A 21347-nucleotide genomic window follows, 5' to 3' on the forward strand; every position below is an offset into this window, starting at 1 on the left:
GCCAACGCGCACCGGCGAGTTCAGCAGGAGCCTGCGCCCTGCAGCCTCAGAGTCAGCCCGTCTGTGCGGTGCGCACTCCGGAGACCTTGCTGCGCGGCAGCTTCCCGGCGCGGGGGTGCCCGTGGAGCTCATCACCGGTGACGACGACGTCGAAGGACAGGTTCAGGCGCATGGGCTTGGTGATCTTCTGGTCCCAGGTGACCCGTTCGCCGTCGGGATGGTCTTCGACCGCGATGTTCTGCAGCGTCAGCTCCTCGCCGGCCCCGGAGGCGGCGCCGGTGTGACCCTCAGGCGTCCCGGTGAAGACGTAGTCGGCCTCGATCGAGCCGATGGGGGTCTTCATTGTGAAGTGCCAGGTACCAGAGATGATGCTCATGCAGAGTGCGCCTTTGCAGCAGTGGTGGTCCAGACGGTGCCGCGGCGTTCGTATTCGAACAGCTTCTCCACCTCGTGGGCGATATGCGGTCCGAACTCGCGCGCCAGCAGGTAGAGGGCCGCATCCAGCCCTGAGGTGACCCCGCCTGCGGAGATGAGATCGCCGTCGTCGACCCCGCGGGCGCGGACCACCTCCGTTCCGGTGGCCTCCAACAGATCCTGACCCAACACGTGGGTGGTGGCCGTGCGGCCCTCAAGCAGCCCTGCCATGGCCAGTGCCAGGCCGCCGCCGCGGACGGTGACCACGGTGACCTGCGGGTTGGCCAGAGCCTGGCGCATCGCCTCGGCAGCCGAGCTCTGGGCGAAACGAGACAGCAGCACCGGGATGGTCTCATCGCCGGCGTCGGGATCACCCTCCACCGAGCCGGCGGCACCGGCCACAAAGATATAGCCGGGCAGCTCAGGGTCCAGAGCGGCGGTGGCCTCCAGGCTGATTCCCGGTGTGCCGGAGGTGACCATGCGGGGGCCCTCGGCGGTGACCATGCGCAGCTGAAGGCCGCCGCCCATGGCATCGCTGCCTGCGATGAGGACCTCATAGGGGGCGACGACGTCGAGCGGGTCGAACCCGTCGAAGAGTACGAACTGCGCCGTGGGAGCGGCGGTATGGGTATCAGGAATGTCTCCATTCTCCCCGGCAGCAGGCGCAGCCTCCACTGGCGGGACTGCCATGAATACCGCAGGAACTTCTCCGGGCGGTGCTGAGCAGGGTCTCCCGATGCGGTACAGCTCACACACCTGTGCCTCGATATGCCTCTGACCTGGGGTTTTGTGGAACAGAAGCCCTCGACGGCGGCCCCGGCGAGACTCTAATGTGGCTGCTGTGTAGGCCGGCTTCGGCTCAGGCTCGCCGGCCATGGCCAAGACGCTGATCCTGGTGGTCGGGGCCATGTATGTCCTGTTGGGACTGGTGGCCCTGGCCGATCCTGAGTTCTTCGGCATCCTGCCCACCGGGTTCACAGGCTTCGACATCGGCTTCCACCTGGTGGTGGGCATCGCCGCTGTGGTGATCGCCTTCATCCCCAGCGCACCGGCGAGAAGATCGCCGGCTGAACCGGACAGCACCGGCTGATCCAGGCTGATCCGCTGCGCCCGGCGGCGGGCTGGTTAGCATGAGACTATGAGCGACGCCTCGCACGTCTATATCACCCGCCCGCTGCCGGACCAGGTGCTGGCCCCCTTCGAGGACCAGCTGCCGGTGCCGCTGCAGATCCATCACCGCGCCGAGTTCCCGCCGAACCGGGAGGAGCTGCTGGCCGGTGTCTCCGGGGCTGTTGGGGTGCTCAGCATGGTCACGGATCGGATCGACGGCGAGGTGCTCGACGCCGCCGGCGATCAGTTGAAGATCGTGGCCAATATGGGGGTCGGCTACGACAATATCGACCTCGACGCCGCGGCCGAACGCTCCGTGGTGGTCACCAACACCCCAGGGGTGCTGGATGAGACGGTGGCGGATCTGGCGCTGGCGCTGATCCTGGCCACAGTCCGTCGCGTGGCCGAAGGAGACCGGTTCATCCGCACCGGCAAGGAGTGGATCTGGGGACCTCAGGAGTATGTGGGCCTGGACGTCTCCGCCGGCGCAGTGCTGGGGATCGTGGGCCTGGGGCGCATCGGCATGGCCACCGCCCGCCGCGCGGCGGCCTTCGGCATGCGGATCCTGGCCACCGGCAGCCGGGCCGACAGTGAGGAGGCGCGTGAGCTGGGAGTCCAGCCAGCAGGTTTGGATGAGCTGCTGGCCAGCAGCGATGTGGTCAGCCTGCACTGCCCGCTGAAGCCGGAGACCCACCACCTGATCGGCGCGGACCAGCTGGCCGCCATGAAGCCCGGCAGCTATCTGATCAACACCGCCCGCGGACCCCTGGTGGACGAGGAGGCGCTCGCCGACGCGCTGGAGGCCGGCCATCTGGCCGGTGCTGGGCTGGACGTCCACGAGCATGAACCGCAGGTCAACCAGCGGCTGGCGCGCAGGGAGAACGTGGTGGTGTTGCCGCATATCGGCTCAGCCGGTGATGTCACCCGCCGCCGGATGGCCACCCTCGCGCTGGAGAATCTCACCGCCGTGCTGGGCGGCAAGGCCCCGATCACCCCGGTGGGGTGAAGCGGCTCAGCCGCGGCGGCCCTGGTAGCGGGTCAGCGCCTGGTCACGGAACTCGTAGAACCGGCCGTCCTGTATCGACTCGCGGATCTGGTCCACCAGCGTCACTGTGTAGTACTCGTTGTGGATGGTGCACAGCGTGGAGTAGAGCATCTCCTTGGCCTTGAACAGGTGATGCAGATACGCCTTGGAATAGTGCTGGCAGGTATAGCAGCCGCAGCCGTCCTGGATGGGGGAGAAGTCCTTCTTGAACTTGGCCTGCGGAATATTGAAGTACCCGTCCGGGGTGTAGACCCGGCCGTTGCGGGCCACCCGTGAGGGCTGGACGCAGTCGAAGGTGTCGGCGCCGTTCTCGATGGCGGTGAAGAAGTCCTCCGGCTCAGAGATTCCCAGCAGATGCCGCGGCTTGTTCTCCGGCAGCTCCTGGCTGACCCAGCCGACGATGACGCCCAGGTTCTCCTTCTCCAGGGCCCCGCCGATGCCGAAGCCGTCGAAGCTGTGCCCGGCGACCTCCATCGCGCCTAGGTCCTGGGCGGCTTTGCGGCGCAGATCCTCATACTGGGCGCCCTGCAGCACGCCGAACAGCGCCTGATACGGCCGGTGGCTGCGCTGCTGGGTCAGTTCCGCGTGGGCCGCCAGGCAGCGCTCGGCCCACAGCCGGGTGCGCTCCAGCGACTCCTCCTGATAGGCGCGGGTGTTGAACAGGGTGGTCAGCTCGTCGAAGGCGAAGATGATGTCCGCACCGATCTCATGCTGCAGCTTCATGGAGATCTCCGGGGTGAACCGGTGCTCGGTGCCGTCAATATGGGAGCGGAAGGTCACGCCGTCGTCGTCGACGAACGCCCGGCGCTCATGCTCCGGCGCCACGGCGGTGTCATCGGCCACCCGCGAGGAGTCCATGGAGATCGTCTTCTTGAACCCCACTCCCAGGCTCATCACCTGGAAGCCGCCGGAGTCGGTGAAGGTGGGGCCGGGCCAGTTCATGAACGCACCCAGACCGCCGGCGGCATCGAGCACATCGGTGCCCGGCTGCAGGTTCAGGTGGTAGGCGTTGGCCAGCACCGCCTGGGCGCCCAGCTCGCTCATCTCCTCAGGACGCACCGCCTTGACGGTGGCCTTGGTGGCTACCGGGATGAACGCGGGGGTCTGGATGGTGCCGTGGGGAGTGGTGATGGTGCCGGTGCGGCCCAGTCCGCCGTCGATCCGGTGGTGGACCTGGAAGCCGAAGCTCTCCGGTGAGCTCTGCGGATGCGGCTGCGGCACGGTGCGGCCGCGATCGCCGGGACTCTGGGCAGTCTCGGGGGCCGCGGGGCGGGTCTCTGCGGGGGCGGGGGTGGTCTCTCCAGGCACCGGAACAGTCTACGACGCCGGTGGATATGCTGAACCGGTGCCCGATACTCCTCGACGCCGATTCGACCCTGAACAGCTGATCAGCCGCGGCTACGCGATCCTGCCCGGAGCAGCCCTGGCGCTGGTGATCGGTGCGGCCTCCCACCGGCTGCTGGCTGAGTGGATCCCGGTCTCCAGCCTGCTGATCGCCCTGGTCGCAGGCATGCTGCTGCGCACTGCCGGCTGGGTGCCCTGGTGGGGTGAGGAGGGGCTGAAGTGGTCGGCCAAGCTGCCGCTGCGGGTCGGCATCGTGCTGCTGGGCCTGCAGCTGGCGATGGCGGAGATCCTCAGCCTGGGCTGGGAGGTGCTGGTGATCGTGGTGGCCACCACCGCGGTGACCTTTGTGCTGATGCGGGTGATCGGGCCGCTGCTGCGGGCTGATGCCACCACCGCCGCGCTGCTGGCCACCGGAACCTCCATCTGCGGAGCCTCAGCGGTGGCTGCGGCGGCTGCGGTACTGGACCGCGGGGACGGTCACGACCGGCAGGGCCGCCCCTTGGCGTCGGCGGCGGCTGCCGCGCTGGCGGTGGTGACCCTGTGCGGGACCGTGGCGATGGTCGCGCTGCCGCTGGCCAGTTCAGCTCTGGGCCTGGGGGAGCGGGAGGCCGGAGTGTGGATCGGGGCCAGTGTGCATGAAGTGGCCCAGGTGGTGGCCGCCGGCGGAATGGTGGGAGCCACCGCCCTGGCCGTGGCCACTGTGGTGAAGCTGGCCCGGGTGGTGCTGTTGGCACCGGCGGTGCTCGGCCTCAGAGTGGGACTGCCGCGGACAGACACAGCCGAGGGCGCAGCCCGCCCGCCGCTGATCCCGTGGTTCGTGATCGGGTTCCTGGCCGCCGTCGTGCTCAACTCCCTTGTCACGATCCCGGCGGACACGGCAGATCTCATAGGCCAGATCACCACCATGCTGCTGACCATTGCCATGGCAGGGGTCGGCACTGCAGTGAACCTGCGCACCCTGGGCTCCACCGCCGGGCCGGCACTGCTGCTGGGGGCCGTCGGAAGTCTCATCGCCGCCGGCACTGCGCTTGCCGGGGTGGCCCTTCTGCTCTGAGACGCCTGTTGGAGTTCAGACTTCTTTGAGGCTGCTGCCAGCTTCCACCGATGGTTGGTGGGTACCTTCAGCCGGGCCGACCGCATCCGCGGCGACCCGCCGTGACCTGCAGGAACCCGGAGGAAAGCAGCTATGAGCCCAGAAGCCGTCGGATTCGCAATCGTCCTGCTGACAGCAGTCATGCTGGCCGGGAAGTACCTGCGGGTGAAAGTGCCCCTGGCGCAGAAGCTGCTGCTGCCCAGCGCCATCCTGGCCGGGTTCATCGGGCTGATCATCGGCCCGGAGGTGATGGGCCACTTGGCCGGACCGCTGAACTGGAGCTGGCTGGAGTCCGGCGGACTGCTCACCGAGGAGATCTACGAGGTCTGGGGTGCGCTGCCGGGGCTGCTGATCTCCATCGTCTTCGCCACCCTGTTCCTGGGCGCCCGCATCCCCTCACCGGTGCGGGTGGCCAAACTGGTGGGTCCCCAGCTGTCCATCGGGCTGGCCTACGGCTCCGGGCAGTACTTGGTGGGACTGCTGCTGGGAGTGCTGGTGCTCGCCCCGCTCTTCGGGGTGGAGGCCTACTTCGGGGCGCTGCTGGAGATCGCCTTCGAAGGCGGCCACGGAACCGCCGGAGGCATGGCGCCGGCCTTTGAGGAGATGGGCATCCCTGAGGCCACGGACCTGGCGCTGGCCATGGCCACCGTCGGGCTGGTATTCGGCATCATCATCGGCATTGCGGTGATCAACTGGGGAGTGCGCACCGGACGCACCAAAGTCATCCGCAATATCACCGAGCAGTCCCCGGCCGAGCTGCGCGGACTGTACTCCGATGATGACACTGTCTACACCGGGCGGATGACCGCTCGCCCAGGATCCATTGAGCCGCTGACCCTGCATGTGGCCGTGGTCGGACTGGCCGTGATCCTGGGATGGCTGCTGCTGGAGGGCCTGGTCTGGGTGGAGGACCAGCTCTGGGGCCAGCCGGATTCGCTGTGGCCCGGCCAGGACGGGGAGGGCCTGACCCTGCTGGGCTATGTGCCGCTGTTCCCGCTGGCGATGATCGGCGGGGTGATCATCCAGTTCGTACTGGACCGCACCGGCAAGTCCACGCTGCTGGACCACGAAACCATGAAGCGCATCCAAGGCCTGGCGCTGGACATCCTGATTGTGGCGGCACTGTCGACGATCTCGCTGGCCGTGATCGCCGAGTACTGGGAGACCTTCCTGGTGCTCTCGGTGGCCGGCGTGGTCTTCTGCACGTTCATGCTGCTCTACTTCACCCCGCGGGTGATCCCCGAGTTCTGGCTGGAGCGCGGCATCGCCGACTTCGGTCAGTCCATGGGGGTCACCGCCACCGGTCTGGCGCTGCTGCGGGTGGCCGACCCGGAGGAGAAGTCCCCGGCCATGGAGGCCTTCGGCTATAAGCAGCTGTTCTTCGAACCGATCTTCGGCGGAGGGCTGATCACGGCGCTGTCCATCCCGGTGATTGTCGCCACCGGCAGCGTGTACTGGGTGCTGGTTCCCATGGCGGTGCTGTTCGTGGCCGCCCTGGCTGCCGGAATGATCTACCACCGCGGGGTCAAGTCCGGCCGCTGGCGGGATCCCTCATGGGAGGCGGCCCAGGATATGGCGGTGTAAGCCGGACCCTTGCCCAGTGTTCGAATATGTGTTCGAATGCAGGTGTGAGATGGGAAGGGCAGAAGATCGACGACGGCGCCGCTGCGGCGCTGCTGCCCATGAAGGGTCTGCTGCGCAGTGTGCGCACCCCCGAGTTCGAGGGAGTGACCTTCCATGAGGTGGCGGCCAAGAGCGCGCTGAACAAGGTGCCCGCGCAGTCCAATATGCCCTTCCGCTGGACCATCAACCCCATGCGCGGCTGCCTCCACCAGTGCCGCTACTGCCTGAGCCCTGAGACGCTGATCCTGATGGCCGATCGCCGGCAGAAGCCGCTGCGTGAGGTGAAGGTGGGCGAGAAAGTGGTCGGCACTCGGCTCGAGGGTCGCTATCGGTACTTCGTGGAGTCGGAGGTCGAGGCGTTCTGGCACACGCGCAAGCCGGCCTACCGGGTGAGCCTGGCTGACGGGACGGAGATCGTCGCCAGCGGCGATCACCGCTTCCTCACCGAGCGGGGCTGGAAGTCTGTGGCGCCGGGAGGCGGCAGTGACGTGGCCTCCGTGCTCACCGTGCAGGACCAGCTGACCGGCCCGGAGAAGATCGACGACGACGCTCGCACCGGTCTGCTCGGCAGCGTCGCCACATCCCGGGCCGGGCTGCAGGTGGCCGCGGTCGAGCCGCTGGGCAGCGAGCAGGACCTCATCGACATCACCACCTCCACTGGTGACTTCATCGCCAACGGAGTTGTCAGTCACAACTGCTTCGCCCGGCGCACGCATGAGTATCTGGATCTCGACGCCGGGCGGGACTTCGACACCCAGATCGTGGTGAAGACGAACGTGGCCGAGGTGCTGCGCGCCGAGGTCTCCAAGCCCAGCTGGGGCCGGGAGCACGTCGCGCTGGGCACCAACACAGACCCCTACCAGCGGGCCGAAGGGCGCTACCGGCTCATGCCCGGGATCATCCAGGCGCTCGCAGACTCCGGCACACCCTTCTCCATCCTGACCAAAGGTCCGCTTCTGACCCGTGACCTCCCACTGCTGCAGCAGGCCGCCCAGCAGGTCGAGGTCTCGGTGGGAGTCTCGCTGGCCATCATGGACCCCGAACTGCAGCAGCAGGTGGAGCCCGGCACCCCCACCGCGGCGGCGCGGCTGAAGCTGGTCCGCGCCCTGGCCGATGCCGGGCTCAGCGTCAACGTGCTGGCCATGCCGATCCTGCCCTGGCTCACCGACTCAGCAGAACACCTGGACCTGCTCCACGCCCGGCTGAAGGAAGCCGGAGCGAACTGGGTCTCCACCGGGGCCCTGCATCTTCGCCCGGGAGCCCGCGAGTGGTACATGCAGTGGCTGCAGGAGCAGTACCCACACCTGGTGCCCAAGTACCGGCGGCTCTACCGCGGAGCCAAAGGAGGCTTCACCAGCTATGCGCACAAGGACTACACCTCGTGGCTGGCCGACCAGGCGGCCCAGGCCAGGCGTCGCCACGGATTCATCCGCCGGGAGAACCCCCGGTGGCGTGCACGCAACAACCCCGAGGGTCGCGACGGCGGCGACCAGCCAGAGCAGCAGGAGCCGCAGCTGCCCGGACTGGAGAGCATCACCCCGGGCCAGCAGCCCGCACTGTTCTGACGTACGCCGTTCTGCCGAGCGGCCCCGAACCAGAACCAGGCCGCCAGGGCGGCACCGGCAGGTGGATGTGATTGCATACCCCTATGACCTTCACCCATGCGCAGGATCACACCACCCGGCCCACCCTTGAAGGACGCTTCGGCATGTCAGCCTCCACCCACTGGCTGGCCACCGCCTCAGCCCAGGCGGTGCTGGAGCGCGGAGGAAACGCCTTCGACGCCGCAGCCGCAGGCGCCTTCGTGCTGCATGTGGTCGAGCCCCACCTCAACGGACCGGCAGGGGATATGACCGGAGTATTCGTCACCGCAGAGAACCCCAGCACTCCGGTGGTCCTCATGGGGCAGGGCCCGGCGCCGCAGGGAGCCAGCGTGGCCGCCTACCGCGCCATGGGGCTGGAGACCGTCCCCGGGGCCGGCGCCCTGGCCGCTGCAGTGCCCGGCGCAGTGGATGCGTGGCTGATGCTCCTGCGCGACCACGGCAGCTGGCCGTTGGCCGATGTGCTGGCCTTCGCCATCGACTACGCCGAGAACGGCCACCCAGTGGTGCCCCGGGTGCCGGCCACCATCCGCACCGTGAAAGACCTGTTCACCCAGCACTGGCCCAGCTCGGCAGCCCACTGGATGCCGCAGGGCCGCATCCCCGAACCCGGCGAACTGGTCACCAACACCGAATACGCCCAGGTGCTGCGCGAACTGGTGGCCGCAGCAGAAGCGGGAGGGGACCGGGCCGAAGGCATCGAAGCCGCCCGGCGCGAATGGAAGACCGGGCGAGTGGCCCAGACCGCCGCAGAGTTCGCCGCCGCACCGCACCGGCACTCCGACGGCGGCGACTACGCAGGAGTGATCACCGCAGAGGACTTCGCCGGCTTCTCCGCAGCCTATGAGGAGGCCGTCACCATAGAGTTCCGCGGATACACCATCGCTAAGATCGGCCCCTGGGGGCAGGGCCCGGTGCTGCTGCAGACCCTGAAGATCCTGGAGGGGTTCGACGACGAGCTGCTGGATCCCGGCACCGAGGCCGGGGCGCACACCGTGCTGGAGGCGCTCAAGCTCGCCATGGCCGACCGGGACACCTACTACGGCGACGCCGAGGTGCCGCTGGAGCACCTGCTCTCCGAGGACTACGCCGCCAGCAGGCGAGAGCTGATCGGCCCCAATGCATCTGCGGAGTTCCGGCCCGGGCACATCCCCGGGGTGCAGGCAGTCCTGCCGCCGCTGCAGGAGCCGGAAGGCGCAGCCGCTGGCGCGATGGGCGGCGGGGAGCCGACCGTCAGCCGCGATGGTGAGACCAAGGGCGATACCTGCCATATTGACGTGGTGGACCGGTGGGGAAACATGGTTTCTGCCACCCCGTCCGGCGGCTGGCTGCAGTCCTCACCGACCATCCCGGGACTCGGCTTCCCGCTGGGCACCCGACTGCAGATGACCTGGCTGGAAGAGGACTCGCCCTCGGCTCTGCGGCCCGGCCAGCGGCCCCGCACCACCCTGACCCCCACGCTGGTGCTCAAGGACGGGGAACCGGTGATGGCCCTGGGCACGCCAGGAGGGGACCAGCAGGACCAGTGGCAGCTGCTGTTCCTGCTGCGCTGGATCGTCGGCGGGCACACCCCTCAGCAGGCCATCGACGCCCCGGCGCTGCACACCACCTCAATGCCGTCGTCGTTCTGGCCCCGCACCTGGGAGCCGGCCGGAGCGGTGGTTGAGGCCCGGCTGGGCGAGGCCGTGATCGGAGCCCTTCGCCGCCGCGGACACCAGGTGACGGTGGCGGGCGACTGGTCCCTGGGCCGGCTCTCCTGTGTGGTGCGGGATCCGGCCACCGGCGTGCTGCAGGCCGCGGCGAACCCCCGCGGGGCTCAGGGGTATGCCGCCGGCCGGTGAGACCGCATGCAGGCGGAGTCCGTAGAATCTGGGCCATGAGCTCCAGCGTGATCAAGATCAATGCCATTACTGTTCCCAAGGACTCCGGCGACGAGCTGGGCAAGCGGTTCGCCGCTCGCCACGGCTCCATGGATGGGACGCCCGGCTTCCAGGGGTATGAGCTGCTGCAGCCGACTGACGGGCGGAATGTGTGGCTGGTGCTGACCCGGTGGGACTCCGAAGAGGATTTTGAGAACTGGCGCAACTCCCAGCACTTCGCCGCCTCGCACGGAGACTCAGGCGACGGTGAGCCGAAGAAGAAGCCGGTGGGGGTCTCCAGTGAGCTGTGGAGCTACACCGTTGCCACGACAGGCTGAGTCTCGACTACGTACCAGCGCCCAAGTGCTGGTAACCTAGATCGGTCAGCGCGACCAGAGGTCGTGCTCGCCCCGCCTCCGTAGCTCAGGGGATAGAGCGTTGGTTTCCGGTACCAAAGGCCGCAGGTTCGAATCCTGCCGGGGGCACCAGTTGGTCCTTGTTCAAACCTGCGACGTTCGCGGTTTGATCTCCACTCTGGTCTCCACCAGCCTGCTTGCGGCGCAGCGCGGTGGACTGGACCTCGGGGTTGAACAGGATGTCGAAGGGCTCGCCGGCCTGCCCGTCCACGACATCGGCTTCTGTGATGTAGAGCTTGTCGAAGAACGCCTGGTTGGCTGTGCGGCGCAGCGAGTCATCGATGCTCGTGTAGATCGCGTGGCAGTCACCAGCCAGGGCCAGGCAGTCCTCCAGATGGGCCTGGGCCTGCTCGTACTCCAGGGTGCCGGCCTCGATCTGTGCTTCCAGGAACGCCAGGCGTTTAGCGACCCGCTCCTGCTCAGTCTTCAATAACCCCAACGGCACAGCTCCGGCATAGTGAGCCTGAAGTAGCTTGGTCCGCTCCGCGATCAGGTCCTGTCGTTCTCTGGTGTAGGCCTCCTGCTGCTGCTTGGTGGTGGCCTGTAACCGGTCGAACTCCGAAGTCACCAGTTCCCGCAGTGCGGTCACGATGTGCTCGGGTATCTGGACCTGTTTGTAGTAGTTCTCGACCGCGCGCTCCACATCCGGGATGTACATGGCCTTCTGCTCACAGTTGGTGCGCTTGGAGTGCCGCCCGGCACACATGAAGTAGGGATAGATCACGCCCTGGCGGTTCTTGGCTTTGGTCATGATCAGCCGGGACCCGCACTGGCCGCAGTACAGGCCGCCTTTGAGGTAGTGGTCATGGACCTGGGTCTTCTCTCCCGAGGCCCGGTGGGAGGACAGCACTGCCTGGACCCGGTACCAAATCTCGGTGGGCACCAGCGGTTCGTGCATGCCTTCATAGACCGCGCCCCGGAAGGACACGTTGCCCTTGTAGTACGGGTTCGACAGCATCCGGTGCACCGCAGAGAGGGAGGGAGCCTTCTTCGGGCGCTTCGGTGTTGGCACGGTGGTCAGGCCACGGTCGATGAGTTCATCACGCAGGCTGGCGGTGGAGTAGTTGCCGCTGGCGTAGGCGTCGAAGGCCCACTTCACGATGGGGGCTCGTTCTGGATCGAGGTCAACGGTGCGCATCTCCCGGCCCAGCTCATCCTTCTTCACCACGTTGAGGTAGCCCATGGGAGCCTTGCCATTGGTGCCTCCGGTGATGGCCTTCTGGCTCATGCCCTTGGAGACTTCATTGGCCAGGTTCCGGGAGTAGAACTCCGCAATCGAGGACATGATGCCGTGCAGCAACATCCCCGAGGGCGTCTCGTCGATGTTCTCGGTTGCCGAGACCAGCAGAACACCGGCTTCCTGCAACGCCAGATGGATAGCGACATCGTCAGAGCGGTTCCGCGCCAGACGATCCACCTTGTGCACGATGCAGTAGGCCACCTGATGAGCTTTGATGTACTCGATCATCCGCATCAGCTCGGGCCGGTCGGCCTTGCGGGCGGACTCACCGGCATCCACGAACTCTTCTACGATGATGGCGTTCAGATCGCGGGCCTTGCGCAGGTTGGCTTCCCGCTGAGCCGGGATCGAGAACCCCTCATCCCGGCCGCCCTTGGAGGCTTGCTCCTTGGTGGAGACTCGCAGGTAAGAGACCGCGAGGGTGGTGGTCTCGCCCAGCTGCTGAAGACTAGAGATGTCGGGCGCTGTGGTGGTCATTGTCGTGTTTCCTTCCCCGTTACGGGCGGGGCCAACACGAGCAGCACCATGAGATGCCGCTGGTGCGGTGCGACTCGTAAACGGGAAACACGACATCAACAGGCTGGGTGGAGCCTGCCGAAGTAAGCCCTATGGGCCAGACATGACTGCGCACCGACAGCCGAACGGTGTCCGGCTGCTGGCTTCTTACATGTCAGATTCTACTCCGGGCTCCGTCTCCGCCTCTACTGCGGTGTCGGAGTCATCGCCGGTCTGCTGGTCAGTGTCGGTAGGGCGGGCACGGTCCAGGGCCATGCCGATGAACACTTGGGCCAGCCGGTGCAGGTCCGGGGCCTCCCGCGGCTGGGCCTCCACCCGCAGGTCCCGCATCCGGTCAGGCAGACGGTCTGAGGTTTGGCTCATCACCGGCCTCCTGGGTGGTCATCGAGGTGGCGGAAGAACTCGTCTTCGGCTCGTCGTCGCTCTGCGACTTGGGCCATTACGAAGTCCACGAACTCGCTTTCGCGGTCTTCGATGGTGAGGTCTTCTACCGGTGGGGTGGGGTCTTCTCCGGGCCAGGAGGTCTGTCGGGTGGGTCGGTCCCTGTCTAGCCGGGTGCCGGAGGCTGCGACCCACTCGCGGAGCCGGGCTCTGGCGTCGGCGAAGTCCCGGTGCCAGCCAATTGGGGCTGAGGCGTTCTGTTCGGGGTCGTAGGCTCCGAGCCAGTGCAGGTGTAGGGCGGAGAGTTCCCAGAGCAGTTCGGGGTGGTGGTGCCAGAAGGGTGGGATCACACTGGCTGGCAGCCCGTAGGTCCGCCGTAGCCAGTGGACCCATTTGTTTAGTTCCAGCCATTCGGCTTCCAGGTCATCGGCGGAGAGCAGGTTCCAGTTGATCGGTTTCGGCGGTTCAGGGAGGTCACCGCCGGGGTCGAACCCTGGCTCGAAGCCTGGGTCCGGTTCGTCATAGGCCGTGTCATAGGTGTCGTGGGCCAGGTAGTCCTCCGGCCCCGGGTTGTGTGGGGTGTGCTGGTTCATGGCTCTGGCTCCTGGCCGGTGTCAGAGGCTGAGGTTGGGCGGTTCGGGCTGCGGGCTCTGCCGCTGGGGTGCCTCGAATCCGGCGGCGTCGCGCTCGAAGCTGCGGCGGGGTGTGCGGTCCACCTCGTAGCGGGTGCGGGCCATGTCATGACCGATCCGGCGGGCCACGAACTCCTCACCGGGAGCGGTTAGCCCGTTGGCGTCGGTGTACTCGTATTCGCGCACGTAGCCTTCGGCGATGATCTTGTCGCCCTTGGCCAGGCGTTCATGGCCCTGTTCGGCGGCGGCTTTGAAGGCCACCAGGTTGTGGAAGGTGGTGTCCTTCTGTGTGAACGACCCATCGGCTTCGCGCTGGTAGTGCTCCTTGCCGACCTTGACGAACAGGCGTGGGTCACCGTTTTCGGTGTAGCTCAGCTGCGGTGCTGAGGCGATGAAACCGGAGAATGACTGTTGGGTATGGATCGCCATGACCAGGGCTCCTTATCTGTCACGGCCACCGCCTGGTGCAGGTGGCCTCTGCCAGACAGGTGCACCCAGCACCCCGGCGCTAGGTACGCGGGTGGTGTTGGAGCATGGCTTCGATCTGCTCCCGGTCGGCCTTCAACTCAGCGGCCTCTGGTCGTTCGGTCCATCGGCGCAGGTCGGTGATGATCGGCGGTGCGGTCCGCAGCAGGGTGATCCCGGTGCCGAAGGGCAGAGTCCTGATCCGGTCTGGTGGCAGTACCGAGACACGGCGGACGGATCGCTGGTTGGAGCGTGTGCCGTGGTCCCCGATGGTGGTCGAATCGGTGTACTCGTCACGTTCTCCGATGAGGGTGGAGAGGTCTTGGAGGTCCCGGGAGTTCGATGCCCCACCGAGGATGATTTTGACGATCGCGGCATCCCAGATCGCCCCGGCCTGGTTCTCTGACCACTTCTCCCGCGCCTGCGCCAGCGACTGAAGTACCGGCAGGGTCGTGATCCCGGTGCCGCCGCCTTCAGCCATCAACGTCGGCAGGCTGGGCAGGGGTGCGAGGTTGCCGATTTCATCCAGCGCCAACAACAGCGGCGGGTCGAGCCGTGCTCCTGGTGATCGGGCGGCCATACGCCGGGCTGTTTCGACCAGGTCTTCCACGAACGCCGCCACCAGGGAGGCTGAGGCTCCGGCTCCTGCGCCGGTGGCCAACAGGAACAGGCTGCCCCGGTCGCCGATGAACCGCTCGGGGTCGAAGTCCTCCCCAGCCCTGGGTGAGACCGCATCCAACACCCGAGGATCAGCCAACGCTGACAGGGCCAGGGAGACGCCCTGCCAGATGGAATCCCGGGTCTTCGGGTCAGCTTCCAGCATCGAGGCCAGCGAGTCATCCCAGCCGGTCGCCGCCCTCGGGGTGCTGGACAGAATGGTGACCGCCTCGGCGGCAGCTGAGGGGTCCAGGGTCCAGCGGAACAGCTCAGCCGGTGACCGGTGATCCAACGCAGCCGCATGGAGCAGGGATTGGAGGGCGGTACGGGTCTTGCCTTCCCAGAACCCACCGGACTCGACCCCGCCAGCGGACATACCAGTCGCTGAAGCCAGCCCGGTAGCCCGTATCATCGCCGTCAGCGGGTCCTCACACCCCCGGATAGGTGACCAGCGCATCCCAGCCGGGATGCCCTCTCCCAGGTGTTGGGGGTCGAAGACCGCTACCGGTCCGATCTTCTCCCTCGCCCGCAACGTAGCGGTGAGGTTATCCGGCCGGGTAGACGTCGTCACCACCGCGCCGGGTGCATCCAGGATCGCGTTGATGACCACATGCAGGCCCTTACCAGAACGCGGTGGGCCAATCAGCAGAATCGAGTCCTCCACCGAAGCCCACACCTGCTTGCCCGCAGAGGTCCCCAGAAGGTAACCGACATCCTCGACCCGCGGCTTCGCCAGAGAAGGCCGCAGCGTCTCAGCCCGCCGCAACAGGGCCTTGGAAGTGGCGACTTTGGCAATATCGGCACTGGTGGCGGTGCCTGCCAGCCGATGCGGATCGGCTTGTTTCTGTTGACCCCAGCGGCGCACCCGCACCCACACCCAGGCACCGACCCCGGCCAGCCCGGCGAGCATCAACCCGGCAATGATCCAGTAGGCCACCGGATGTAGCCCCTCAGCTGCCAGCGCGGCGGAAGGATCACCAGGGCTGAACAGAACCCCCAGTCCGGCAGCCGGGCCAGCCTCCGGCAGGGATGCGCCGGTGACCCAAGCGGCGACAGTGCCAGCAACACGCAGGATCAACGCAATGCCCGCGGTGACCATGAGCAGGATGATCAGGGCGTTAGTGACCTCATCACCCATACCCCCGGCTTGGCGAGACCCCGGAGTGATGCCCCGGGTCATGGCAGCCGCCTCACCAGCGTGGTCCCCGAAGACCGGCCAAAGACCAACACCTCAGCACCAGCACGCAGATTCGCCTTCTGCCGCCGAGTCAGACGGACCTCAACCTCCCCGTCCTCATTGGCCGTGGTCTCGGTGACCACCGCAGCGATAGCCACGTCCTCACCGGGCAGGAACCCCTCACCCGAGACCGTAGCCTGCTTCCCGCTGGGCTTAGACCGTGCCGACTCTGGCTGTTCCTGCTCGGGGGCAGGCTCGGCCTGGGTGCGGCGGCGCGCGCGGATAATGTCAGTAAAAGTGGACCCGTCGGTTTCGTGGACCTCGATCCGCACCGTCCGAGTCCGGTCCCCAGTGACCGTGTCCAGAAGCTCACCGAACCGGGCACGAGACCATGCCCCGTCTTCGGGTGCGGGGAAGTCCTCGCCATCCACGGTGACCGCCAGGGTCCCGGTGGGTTCGGTGACGGTGATGACCACATGAGGCAGCACCGCCGGAACATCCGACTCCTGGTCTAACGGCTTGGTCTTCTTGGTTCGGCGCGAAGGGTGTCTGGTGTTGTCGTGGCTCATGCCAACCAGGTGCGCCTGCAACCTCCCGCGTACTGAAGGTAGCCTTCTGGTTAGGTCACTACTTGCTGACTAGTCATCGTTCGCTGTATGGTCATTGCATGCTGACTATTGCTTCTCGTCTTGATGTGATGAACCGGCTGGGCCGCGCTATGGCCGACCCCACCCGGTCCCGGATTCTGCTGGCCCTGCTGGATGCTCCCGGCTATCCAGCCAAGCTTGCCCGTGACCTGGAGCTGACGCGGACGAACGTGTCGAATCATCTGGCGTGCTTGCGGGATTGCGGGATCGTGGTGGCTGAGCCGGAGGGCCGCCAGACCCGCTATGAGATCGCTGACCCTCACCTGTCAAGGGCGCTGAACGCCTTGGTGGAGACCACCCTGGCAGTCGATGAGGGTGCGGAGTGTCTTGACCCGGTGTGCCCGGAGGGGTGCTGCGCTGGCGGAGAGCAGGTGCAGCGATGAGCGTGGATGCCTGCGGGTGTGCTTCCCCCCGTGAGGACACGGCTTCTGCCGAGACCACTAAAGAACCTCGGTGGTGGGGGGATCGTCGTGTCCTGATTCCGCTGGGCTCGGGGCTGTTGCTGGGCACCGGGTGGGTGTTGGAGTGGTCTGGACTGGCCGACCAGGCCCCGCTTTCGACTGTGACGCTGGCGGTGTTCTGGGTCAGCCTGTTGTTCGGGGCGTCTCAGTTCGTTCCTGGCGCTTTGCGGGCGCTGGTGGTGCGTCGCCGCCTGGGGATCGGATTGTTGATGACGATCAGCGCCACTGGAGCGGTTGCACTGGGTTACATCGAAGAAGCTGCAGCCCTGGCCTTTCTCTATTCCATTGCAGAGGCTTTGGAAGATCGGGCGATGGACAAAGCCCGCTCCGGGCTGCGTTCTCTGCTGAACCTGCTGCCAGCCAGCGCCACCATCGTTGACGAGGCTGGCGATCAGCGGCAGGTCCCTGCCTCTACTCTGGTGCCGGGTCAGCTGATCCGGGTTGCAGCTGGGGAGCGCCTAGCCACGGACGGTGTGGTCCGTACCGGGCGTTCGGCCCTGGATATTTCAGCGATCACTGGTGAGTCGATTCCGGTGGAGGCTGGCCCTGGTGATGAGGTGTTGGCCGGGTCGATCAATACCACCGGGGTTTTGGAGATCGAAGCCACGGCACCAGGCTCAGACAACTCCCTGACCACAGTGGTCCAGTTGGTCGAGCAGGCTCAGGCGGAGAAGGGTGAACGTGCTCGGCTGGCTGATCGGATCGCCCGTCCACTGGTGCCCGGTGTGCTCCTGCTGGCGATTCTGATCGCGGCGCTGGGTTCACTCTTTGGGGACCCCATGGAGTGGGTCACCCGAGCGATCATCGTTCTGGTGGCCGCCTCACCATGTGCGTTGGCGATCTCGGTACCGATCACCGTGGTCTCTGCCATCGGCGGCGGCAGCAAGCACGGGGTGATCGTCAAGTCCGGTGCAGCTTTCGAGCAACTGGGATCAGTAGGCCACGTGGCCTTCGATAAGACAGGCACACTGACCCGTAACCGCCCCACCGTCAATGCCGTGTTGACTGTCCCCGGGTATACCGAGCTGCAGGTGCTGGACTGGGCGGCAGCACTGGAAGCTCACAGTACGCACCCCCTTGCGGCAGCTATTACCCATGCGACAGCTGGTGTCCCGAAGGCCACCGAAATCACTGAGCACCCCGGACAGGGCATCACCGGAGTTATCGGGGCCAGCCGGATCGCTGTGGGCAGTCCCCGGTGGCTTGATGCCGGGCCGCTGGCCGAAGAGGTCACAGAACTGGAACGGCAAGGCAACACCGTTGTGATCACCCACCACAACGGGGAGGCAGTCGGGGCTGTCGGTGTGCGGGACGAACTGCGCGAAGAAGCCGTAGAAGCGATCCAGCAGCTTGCCCGTGCCGGGGTCAAGGTCACCATGCTCACCGGCGACAACACACGCACCGCCCATGCTCTAGCGGCTGAAGCCGGGATCACGGATGTACGTGCAGAACTCCGCCCAGAAGACAAAGCTGCCGCCATCACCGAACTGCGGGCAGGTAACCGGGTGGCAATGATTGGTGACGGCATCAACGACGCCCCAGCATTGGCCGCCGCAGATATAGGTATCGCCATGGGAGCCACTGGCTCCGACGCCGCTGTGGAATCAGCCGATGTGGCCTTCACCGGCGAAGACATCCGCCTGATCCCTCAAGCCCTGGCACACGCCCGGCGAGGACGGATGATCATCAACCAGAACATCATCCTCTCCTTGACCCTGATCGCGGTGTTACCGCTGTTGGCACTCTTCGGCGTGATCGGCCTGGCCGCCGTCGTCCTCGTCCACGAACTCGCTGAAGTCGTCATCATCCTTAACGGCCTGCGCGCGGCTCGCACCCGCAACTCTCGTGACCCCTCATCACGTCCTGTTGTCTCCGCCAAGGCAGGAGCAGGCTCGGACCATCAAGTACAGCCATGAGTCCAGCAACGTACGAACATCTCGATGTGGCAGTTATCGGTGCGGGCCAAGCGGGTCTTGCACTCGGGTACTACCTGGCCAAAGCAGGGATGAGCTTCCAGCTACTCGAGGCGACCGACAAAGTAGGCACCTCATGGGCACACCGCTGGGACTCTCTGCGCTTGTTCACCCCTGTGCAGTACAACTCGCTGCCTGGATTCGACTTCCCTGGTGAACCGGGGACACACCCTGGCAAAGATGAGGTGGCCGACTACCTAGCCACATATGCCCAACGGCACGCCCTACCCGTTCACCTCGACACCCGCGTGACGAGATTGAACGGAGCGGCAGGGGATTTTCGGCTGTGCTTCGCAAGCAGGGAGCCCCTGAGGGCGAGAGCTGTTGTCGTCGCTACAGGGGCTTTCGGGTCACCCTTCGTGCCCAGTCTGGCCAACGGGCTAGACCCGCAGGTCTTGCAGGTCCACTCCGAGGACTATCGAAACCCGAGTCAGCTACGCGGTGACAACGTCGCTGTCGTCGGGGGTGGAAACTCTGGCTTCCAAATCGCGTTGGAGCTCGCCAACCATGGGAAGAGAGTTTCCCTGTCCGAAGGTGCACGTCTGCGTAGCTTGCCGCAGCGTCTCCTAGGGCGTGATCTGTTCTGGTGGTTGACGACCACAGGTCTCATCGGCGCTGCTGGAAGTTCACGCCTGGGTCATCGATTGCGGGCGAATGAGCCCATCATCGGGACCAGCCGTCGAAATCTCCGCAGGGCCGCGGTAAGTTTCCGACCAAGAACCGTGGAGGCACACACGGATCGTCTCGCTTTCGAAGACGGCATGGATATCAAGGTAGACACAGTTGTATGGGCCACGGGATATCGGCATGATGACACCTGGATCGAGATCCCCGGTGCGCTCAACGAACACGGCGTCCTTACCAACCAAGACGGCGTCACTCCTGTAGAGGGGCTCTACACCTTGGGGCGGCCGTGGCAGCGCGACCGAGGGTCTTCATTGCTCGGCTATGTCCGCCGAGACGCTGAGAGGCTGGCCCATCGCCTCGTGCGACAGGCTTCGTAACGGCGACGTTCATTCGGCTACTGGTAGTTGCGAGGGTTGTAATTGACCGTCGGTGCAGGGTGGGATCAGCATCTTGACCTTCTAGTTGACTTGAAGGTTTACGCTGAGTCGTCGTCCCTAAGAGGCGACCCCGGGAGTCAAACCGCCATGCGCTGCGAGGAGAGCAACTAGATGAACCTGGTCGAGCGCCTGCAGAGCGTCTTCGTTGCAGCCGCCGCACTGACTGGCCTTGCCGTGGGGTTGCTGACTCCGGTCGGGGAGGTCGGCGAGTATGTGGTGATCCCGGCCCTGCTGGTGATGCTGGTGGCGATCTTCGTGCAGGTGGACGCCACCCAAGTCAGTGAAGTCCGCCGAGCGAAGTCGCTGGTGGCCGCCAGTCTGGTGCTGAACTACCTGTTCACCCCCGCTGTGGCCTGGGCACTGGGAGCCGGGCTGCTCGGTGACCAGCCGGACCTGCGGATCGGACTGCTGCTGTTGCTGATGACCCCGTGTACTGACTGGTACCTGGTCTTCACTGGTGTGGCCAAGGGCCACACCGGGATCGCAACGGCGTTGTTGCCGGTGAACCTGGTGCTGCAACTGTTGTTGTTGCCGGTCTATGTGTTGTTGCTCGGCGGTGAGGCCGCTATGGTTGATCCTGGCACGCTGGCTGAGGCGGTGCTGCTGATGCTGCTCACCCCGCTGGTGGCTGCCTTCCTCATCCGCTGGGTCACCCGTCGGACCAAAGGTGCCCAGTGGCAGGAACAGACGCTGAATCGTTTGGCTGGGCGGCTGGTGGTGCCGCTGCTGTGTCTGGCCGTGTTCGCGATGTTCGCCTGGCAAGCCCCCGTTGTGGCCGAGCATGGCACCGAACTTGTCTTACTGCTGCCGGCCCTAGCCGGGTTCTTCATCATCCTGCCCCTGGTGGCTACCGTAGTCTCCAAGCTGATGGGGCTGCCCGGAGCCCAGCGGGTGACTCTGACGATGGTCACCACCGCCAGAAACTCACCGATCGCGTTGGGCATCGCTGTCGCTGCGTTCCCTGACCGGCCGCTGATCGCCGTGGCCCTGGTGGTCGGCCCGCTGATCGAACTGCCGGTCCTAGCCGTGCTGGCTCAAATCGTCCGTTATAAAGAGCCTGGGCTCCAGGGCTCCGCTGACCGGAGGATAGAAGGATGAGGATTTCAGAGGTCACAGCACGGACCGGGGTTCCAGCCACCACGCTGCGCTACTACGAAGACCTCGGTCTGATCACCTCCCAGCGTGGCCCCAACGGGTACCGGGACTACGACCAGACCGTGATTGAACAGCTGGAGTTCATCGCCACCGCCAAGAAGCTCGACATGGGCCTTGAAGAAGTACGATGGCTCTCCCAAGTCACCTCCACCGGGACATGTACCGCAGTCAGAGAGAACCTGCGCCCAGTGCTTGCTGACCGGCTGGCTCACGTCGAAGAGAACACCCAACGGTTGACCCGCATGCGCGCCCTGATTACCGAAGCACTCGACCACGTAGTCTCCTGCCCCGACACCGACCAGCCGTGCAAATCAGAGTGCGCCTTCCAATCGCGGGGCTGATGCAGGGATGGGTGACAACTGATCTGGCTCGGTCGCCCCGGGCCTGGAAGGATTGTCATCATGCCCAAGCCTTATCCAAAGGAGTTCAAAGAGGACGTGGTGCGCGTTGCTCAGCAACGCGATCATGACGTCA

Annotated in this window: 21 protein-coding genes, 1 tRNA gene and 1 pseudogene; 14 read left to right on the forward strand and 9 right to left on the reverse strand. The window is 65.9% G+C overall.

Annotation, left to right across the window (positions count from 1 at the left end; genetic code table 11):
- Positions 1–52: 52 nt before the first annotated feature.
- The gene (locus tag Q1K09_RS10185) at positions 53–376 is read right to left on the reverse strand and encodes a hypothetical protein (protein WP_300345319.1); all 324 of its coding nucleotides are present in this window, start codon (positions 374–376) and stop codon (positions 53–55) included.
- Positions 373–1104, reverse strand: coding sequence for a DJ-1/PfpI family protein (locus Q1K09_RS10190; protein ID WP_300345320.1), 732 nt, complete (start codon positions 1102–1104; stop codon positions 373–375). Before Q1K09_RS10190 ends, Q1K09_RS10185 begins: the two co-directional genes overlap by 4 nt.
- 184 nt (positions 1105–1288) lie before the next feature.
- Here Q1K09_RS10190 and Q1K09_RS10195 point away from each other — a divergent pair, with 184 nt between their 5' ends.
- Complete coding sequence (locus tag Q1K09_RS10195) at positions 1289–1504, forward strand: hypothetical protein (protein WP_300345321.1); 216 nt, start codon at positions 1289–1291, stop codon at positions 1502–1504.
- Between the two features lie 48 nt (positions 1505–1552).
- Positions 1553–2530, forward strand: a complete 978-nt coding sequence (locus Q1K09_RS10200) for a D-glycerate dehydrogenase (RefSeq protein ID WP_300345322.1) — start codon at positions 1553–1555, stop codon at positions 2528–2530.
- A 6-nt stretch (positions 2531–2536) separates the two neighbouring features.
- Here Q1K09_RS10200 and tgt read toward each other — a convergent pair whose 3' ends face one another.
- Positions 2537–3877, reverse strand: coding sequence for a tRNA guanosine(34) transglycosylase Tgt (gene tgt, locus Q1K09_RS10205; RefSeq protein ID WP_300345323.1), 1341 nt, complete (start codon positions 3875–3877; stop codon positions 2537–2539).
- Positions 3878–3914: 37 nt separating this feature from the next.
- On the opposite strand from tgt, the gene Q1K09_RS10210 reads away from it, so the two are divergent.
- From Q1K09_RS10210 to Q1K09_RS10240, 7 genes are all read left to right on the forward strand, one after another.
- The gene (locus tag Q1K09_RS10210; RefSeq protein WP_300345324.1) at positions 3915–4967 is read left to right on the forward strand and encodes a putative sulfate exporter family transporter; all 1053 of its coding nucleotides are present in this window, start codon (positions 3915–3917) and stop codon (positions 4965–4967) included.
- Between the two features lie 132 nt (positions 4968–5099).
- A complete protein-coding gene (locus Q1K09_RS10215; RefSeq protein ID WP_300345325.1) occupies positions 5100–6590 on the forward strand; it encodes a sodium/glutamate symporter in 1491 nt (496 codons plus the stop codon).
- A gap of 26 nt (positions 6591–6616) precedes the next feature.
- Positions 6617–8194, forward strand: a complete 1578-nt coding sequence (locus Q1K09_RS10220) for an Rv2578c family radical SAM protein (protein WP_300345326.1) — start codon at positions 6617–6619, stop codon at positions 8192–8194.
- 83 nt (positions 8195–8277) lie between these two features.
- Positions 8278–10071 carry a gamma-glutamyltransferase gene (locus Q1K09_RS10225; RefSeq protein WP_300345327.1) on the forward strand — a complete coding sequence of 598 codons (1794 nt, stop codon included), beginning with the start codon at positions 8278–8280 and terminating at the stop codon, positions 10069–10071.
- A 35-nt stretch (positions 10072–10106) separates the two neighbouring features.
- A complete protein-coding gene (locus Q1K09_RS10230) occupies positions 10107–10427 on the forward strand; it encodes an antibiotic biosynthesis monooxygenase family protein (protein WP_300345328.1) in 321 nt (106 codons plus the stop codon).
- Between the two features lie 74 nt (positions 10428–10501).
- Positions 10502–10577: transfer RNA gene (locus tag Q1K09_RS10235), tRNA-Arg, on the forward strand.
- Positions 10578–10611: 34 nt separating this feature from the next.
- Complete coding sequence (locus tag Q1K09_RS10240) at positions 10612–10938, forward strand: hypothetical protein (protein WP_300345329.1); 327 nt, start codon at positions 10612–10614, stop codon at positions 10936–10938.
- A 195-nt stretch (positions 10939–11133) separates the two neighbouring features.
- Here the strand turns inward: Q1K09_RS10240 and Q1K09_RS10245 are convergent.
- The 6 genes and pseudogenes from Q1K09_RS10245 to Q1K09_RS10270 all read right to left on the reverse strand — a co-directional run.
- Positions 11134–12318, reverse strand: a pseudogene (locus tag Q1K09_RS10245) (recombinase family protein); the annotation flags it as partial.
- Positions 12319–12408: 90 nt separating this feature from the next.
- Entirely contained in the window at positions 12409–12624 is a 216-nt protein-coding gene (locus Q1K09_RS10250; protein ID WP_300345330.1) for a hypothetical protein, read from the reverse strand.
- Positions 12624–13235: a hypothetical protein gene (locus Q1K09_RS10255; protein WP_300345331.1), complete on the reverse strand. Its 612-nt coding sequence runs from the start codon at positions 13233–13235 to the stop codon at positions 12624–12626. Before Q1K09_RS10255 ends, Q1K09_RS10250 begins: the two co-directional genes overlap by 1 nt.
- Positions 13236–13256: 21 nt before the next feature.
- The gene (locus Q1K09_RS10260; protein WP_300345332.1) at positions 13257–13703 is read right to left on the reverse strand and encodes a single-stranded DNA-binding protein; all 447 of its coding nucleotides are present in this window, start codon (positions 13701–13703) and stop codon (positions 13257–13259) included.
- 79 nt (positions 13704–13782) lie between these two features.
- Positions 13783–15576 carry a TraM recognition domain-containing protein gene (locus Q1K09_RS10265; RefSeq protein ID WP_300345333.1) on the reverse strand — a complete coding sequence of 598 codons (1794 nt, stop codon included), beginning with the start codon at positions 15574–15576 and terminating at the stop codon, positions 13783–13785.
- Complete coding sequence (locus Q1K09_RS10270) at positions 15573–16142, reverse strand: hypothetical protein (RefSeq protein WP_300345334.1); 570 nt, start codon at positions 16140–16142, stop codon at positions 15573–15575. The genes Q1K09_RS10265 and Q1K09_RS10270 overlap by 4 nt, the downstream gene beginning before the upstream one ends.
- Positions 16143–16240: 98 nt before the next feature.
- Here Q1K09_RS10270 and Q1K09_RS10275 point away from each other — a divergent pair, with 98 nt between their 5' ends.
- The 5 genes from Q1K09_RS10275 to Q1K09_RS10290 all read left to right on the forward strand — a co-directional run bounded on the left by Q1K09_RS10275 (position 16241) and on the right by Q1K09_RS10290 (position 21214).
- The gene (locus Q1K09_RS10275; protein ID WP_138254006.1) at positions 16241–16603 is read left to right on the forward strand and encodes a metalloregulator ArsR/SmtB family transcription factor; all 363 of its coding nucleotides are present in this window, start codon (positions 16241–16243) and stop codon (positions 16601–16603) included.
- Positions 16600–18597, forward strand: a complete 1998-nt coding sequence (locus Q1K09_RS10280) for a cation-translocating P-type ATPase (protein ID WP_300345335.1) — start codon at positions 16600–16602, stop codon at positions 18595–18597. Before Q1K09_RS10275 ends, Q1K09_RS10280 begins: the two co-directional genes overlap by 4 nt.
- Complete coding sequence (locus tag Q1K09_RS13090; RefSeq protein ID WP_366909327.1) at positions 18594–19658, forward strand: NAD(P)/FAD-dependent oxidoreductase; 1065 nt, start codon at positions 18594–18596, stop codon at positions 19656–19658. The genes Q1K09_RS10280 and Q1K09_RS13090 overlap by 4 nt, the downstream gene beginning before the upstream one ends.
- A 171-nt stretch (positions 19659–19829) precedes the next feature.
- Positions 19830–20816, forward strand: coding sequence for a bile acid:sodium symporter (locus tag Q1K09_RS10285; protein ID WP_300345336.1), 987 nt, complete (start codon positions 19830–19832; stop codon positions 20814–20816).
- On the forward strand, positions 20813–21214 hold the full coding sequence (locus tag Q1K09_RS10290; RefSeq protein WP_300345337.1) for a MerR family transcriptional regulator: 402 nt from the start codon (positions 20813–20815) through the stop codon (positions 21212–21214). Before Q1K09_RS10285 ends, Q1K09_RS10290 begins: the two co-directional genes overlap by 4 nt.
- Positions 21215–21347 lie beyond the last annotated feature (133 nt).

Origin of the sequence: Nesterenkonia sp. (genome assembly GCF_029265375.1) — a bacterium.
Classification (GTDB): Bacteria; Actinomycetota; Actinomycetes; order Actinomycetales; family Micrococcaceae; genus Nesterenkonia.

Excerpts from the sequence above, each read along its gene's own strand:
- Q1K09_RS10185 (WP_300345319.1), bottom strand. The coding sequence starts at position 376 with ATGAGCATCATCTCTGGTACCTGGCACTTCACAATGAAGACCCCCATC.
- Q1K09_RS10190 (WP_300345320.1), bottom strand. The coding sequence starts at position 1,104 with ATGGCAGTCCCGCCAGTGGAGGCTGCGCCTGCTGCCGGGGAGAATGGA.
- Q1K09_RS10195 (WP_300345321.1), top strand. The coding sequence starts at position 1,289 with ATGGCCAAGACGCTGATCCTGGTGGTCGGGGCCATGTATGTCCTGTTG.
- Q1K09_RS10200 (WP_300345322.1), top strand. The coding sequence starts at position 1,553 with ATGAGCGACGCCTCGCACGTCTATATCACCCGCCCGCTGCCGGACCAG.
- Q1K09_RS10215 (WP_300345325.1), top strand. The coding sequence starts at position 5,100 with ATGAGCCCAGAAGCCGTCGGATTCGCAATCGTCCTGCTGACAGCAGTC.
- Q1K09_RS10220 (WP_300345326.1), top strand. The coding sequence starts at position 6,617 with ATGTGTTCGAATGCAGGTGTGAGATGGGAAGGGCAGAAGATCGACGAC.
- Q1K09_RS10225 (WP_300345327.1), top strand. The coding sequence starts at position 8,278 with ATGACCTTCACCCATGCGCAGGATCACACCACCCGGCCCACCCTTGAA.
- Q1K09_RS10230 (WP_300345328.1), top strand. The coding sequence starts at position 10,107 with ATGAGCTCCAGCGTGATCAAGATCAATGCCATTACTGTTCCCAAGGAC.
- Q1K09_RS10250 (WP_300345330.1), bottom strand. The coding sequence starts at position 12,624 with ATGAGCCAAACCTCAGACCGTCTGCCTGACCGGATGCGGGACCTGCGG.
- Q1K09_RS10255 (WP_300345331.1), bottom strand. The coding sequence starts at position 13,235 with ATGAACCAGCACACCCCACACAACCCGGGGCCGGAGGACTACCTGGCC.
- Q1K09_RS10260 (WP_300345332.1), bottom strand. The coding sequence starts at position 13,703 with ATGGCGATCCATACCCAACAGTCATTCTCCGGTTTCATCGCCTCAGCA.
- Q1K09_RS10265 (WP_300345333.1), bottom strand. The coding sequence starts at position 15,576 with ATGACCCGGGGCATCACTCCGGGGTCTCGCCAAGCCGGGGGTATGGGT.
- Q1K09_RS10270 (WP_300345334.1), bottom strand. The coding sequence starts at position 16,142 with ATGAGCCACGACAACACCAGACACCCTTCGCGCCGAACCAAGAAGACC.
- Q1K09_RS10275 (WP_138254006.1), top strand. The coding sequence starts at position 16,241 with ATGCTGACTATTGCTTCTCGTCTTGATGTGATGAACCGGCTGGGCCGC.
- Q1K09_RS10280 (WP_300345335.1), top strand. The coding sequence starts at position 16,600 with ATGAGCGTGGATGCCTGCGGGTGTGCTTCCCCCCGTGAGGACACGGCT.
- Q1K09_RS13090 (WP_366909327.1), top strand. The coding sequence starts at position 18,594 with ATGAGTCCAGCAACGTACGAACATCTCGATGTGGCAGTTATCGGTGCG.
- Q1K09_RS10285 (WP_300345336.1), top strand. The coding sequence starts at position 19,830 with ATGAACCTGGTCGAGCGCCTGCAGAGCGTCTTCGTTGCAGCCGCCGCA.
- Q1K09_RS10290 (WP_300345337.1), top strand. The coding sequence starts at position 20,813 with ATGAGGATTTCAGAGGTCACAGCACGGACCGGGGTTCCAGCCACCACG.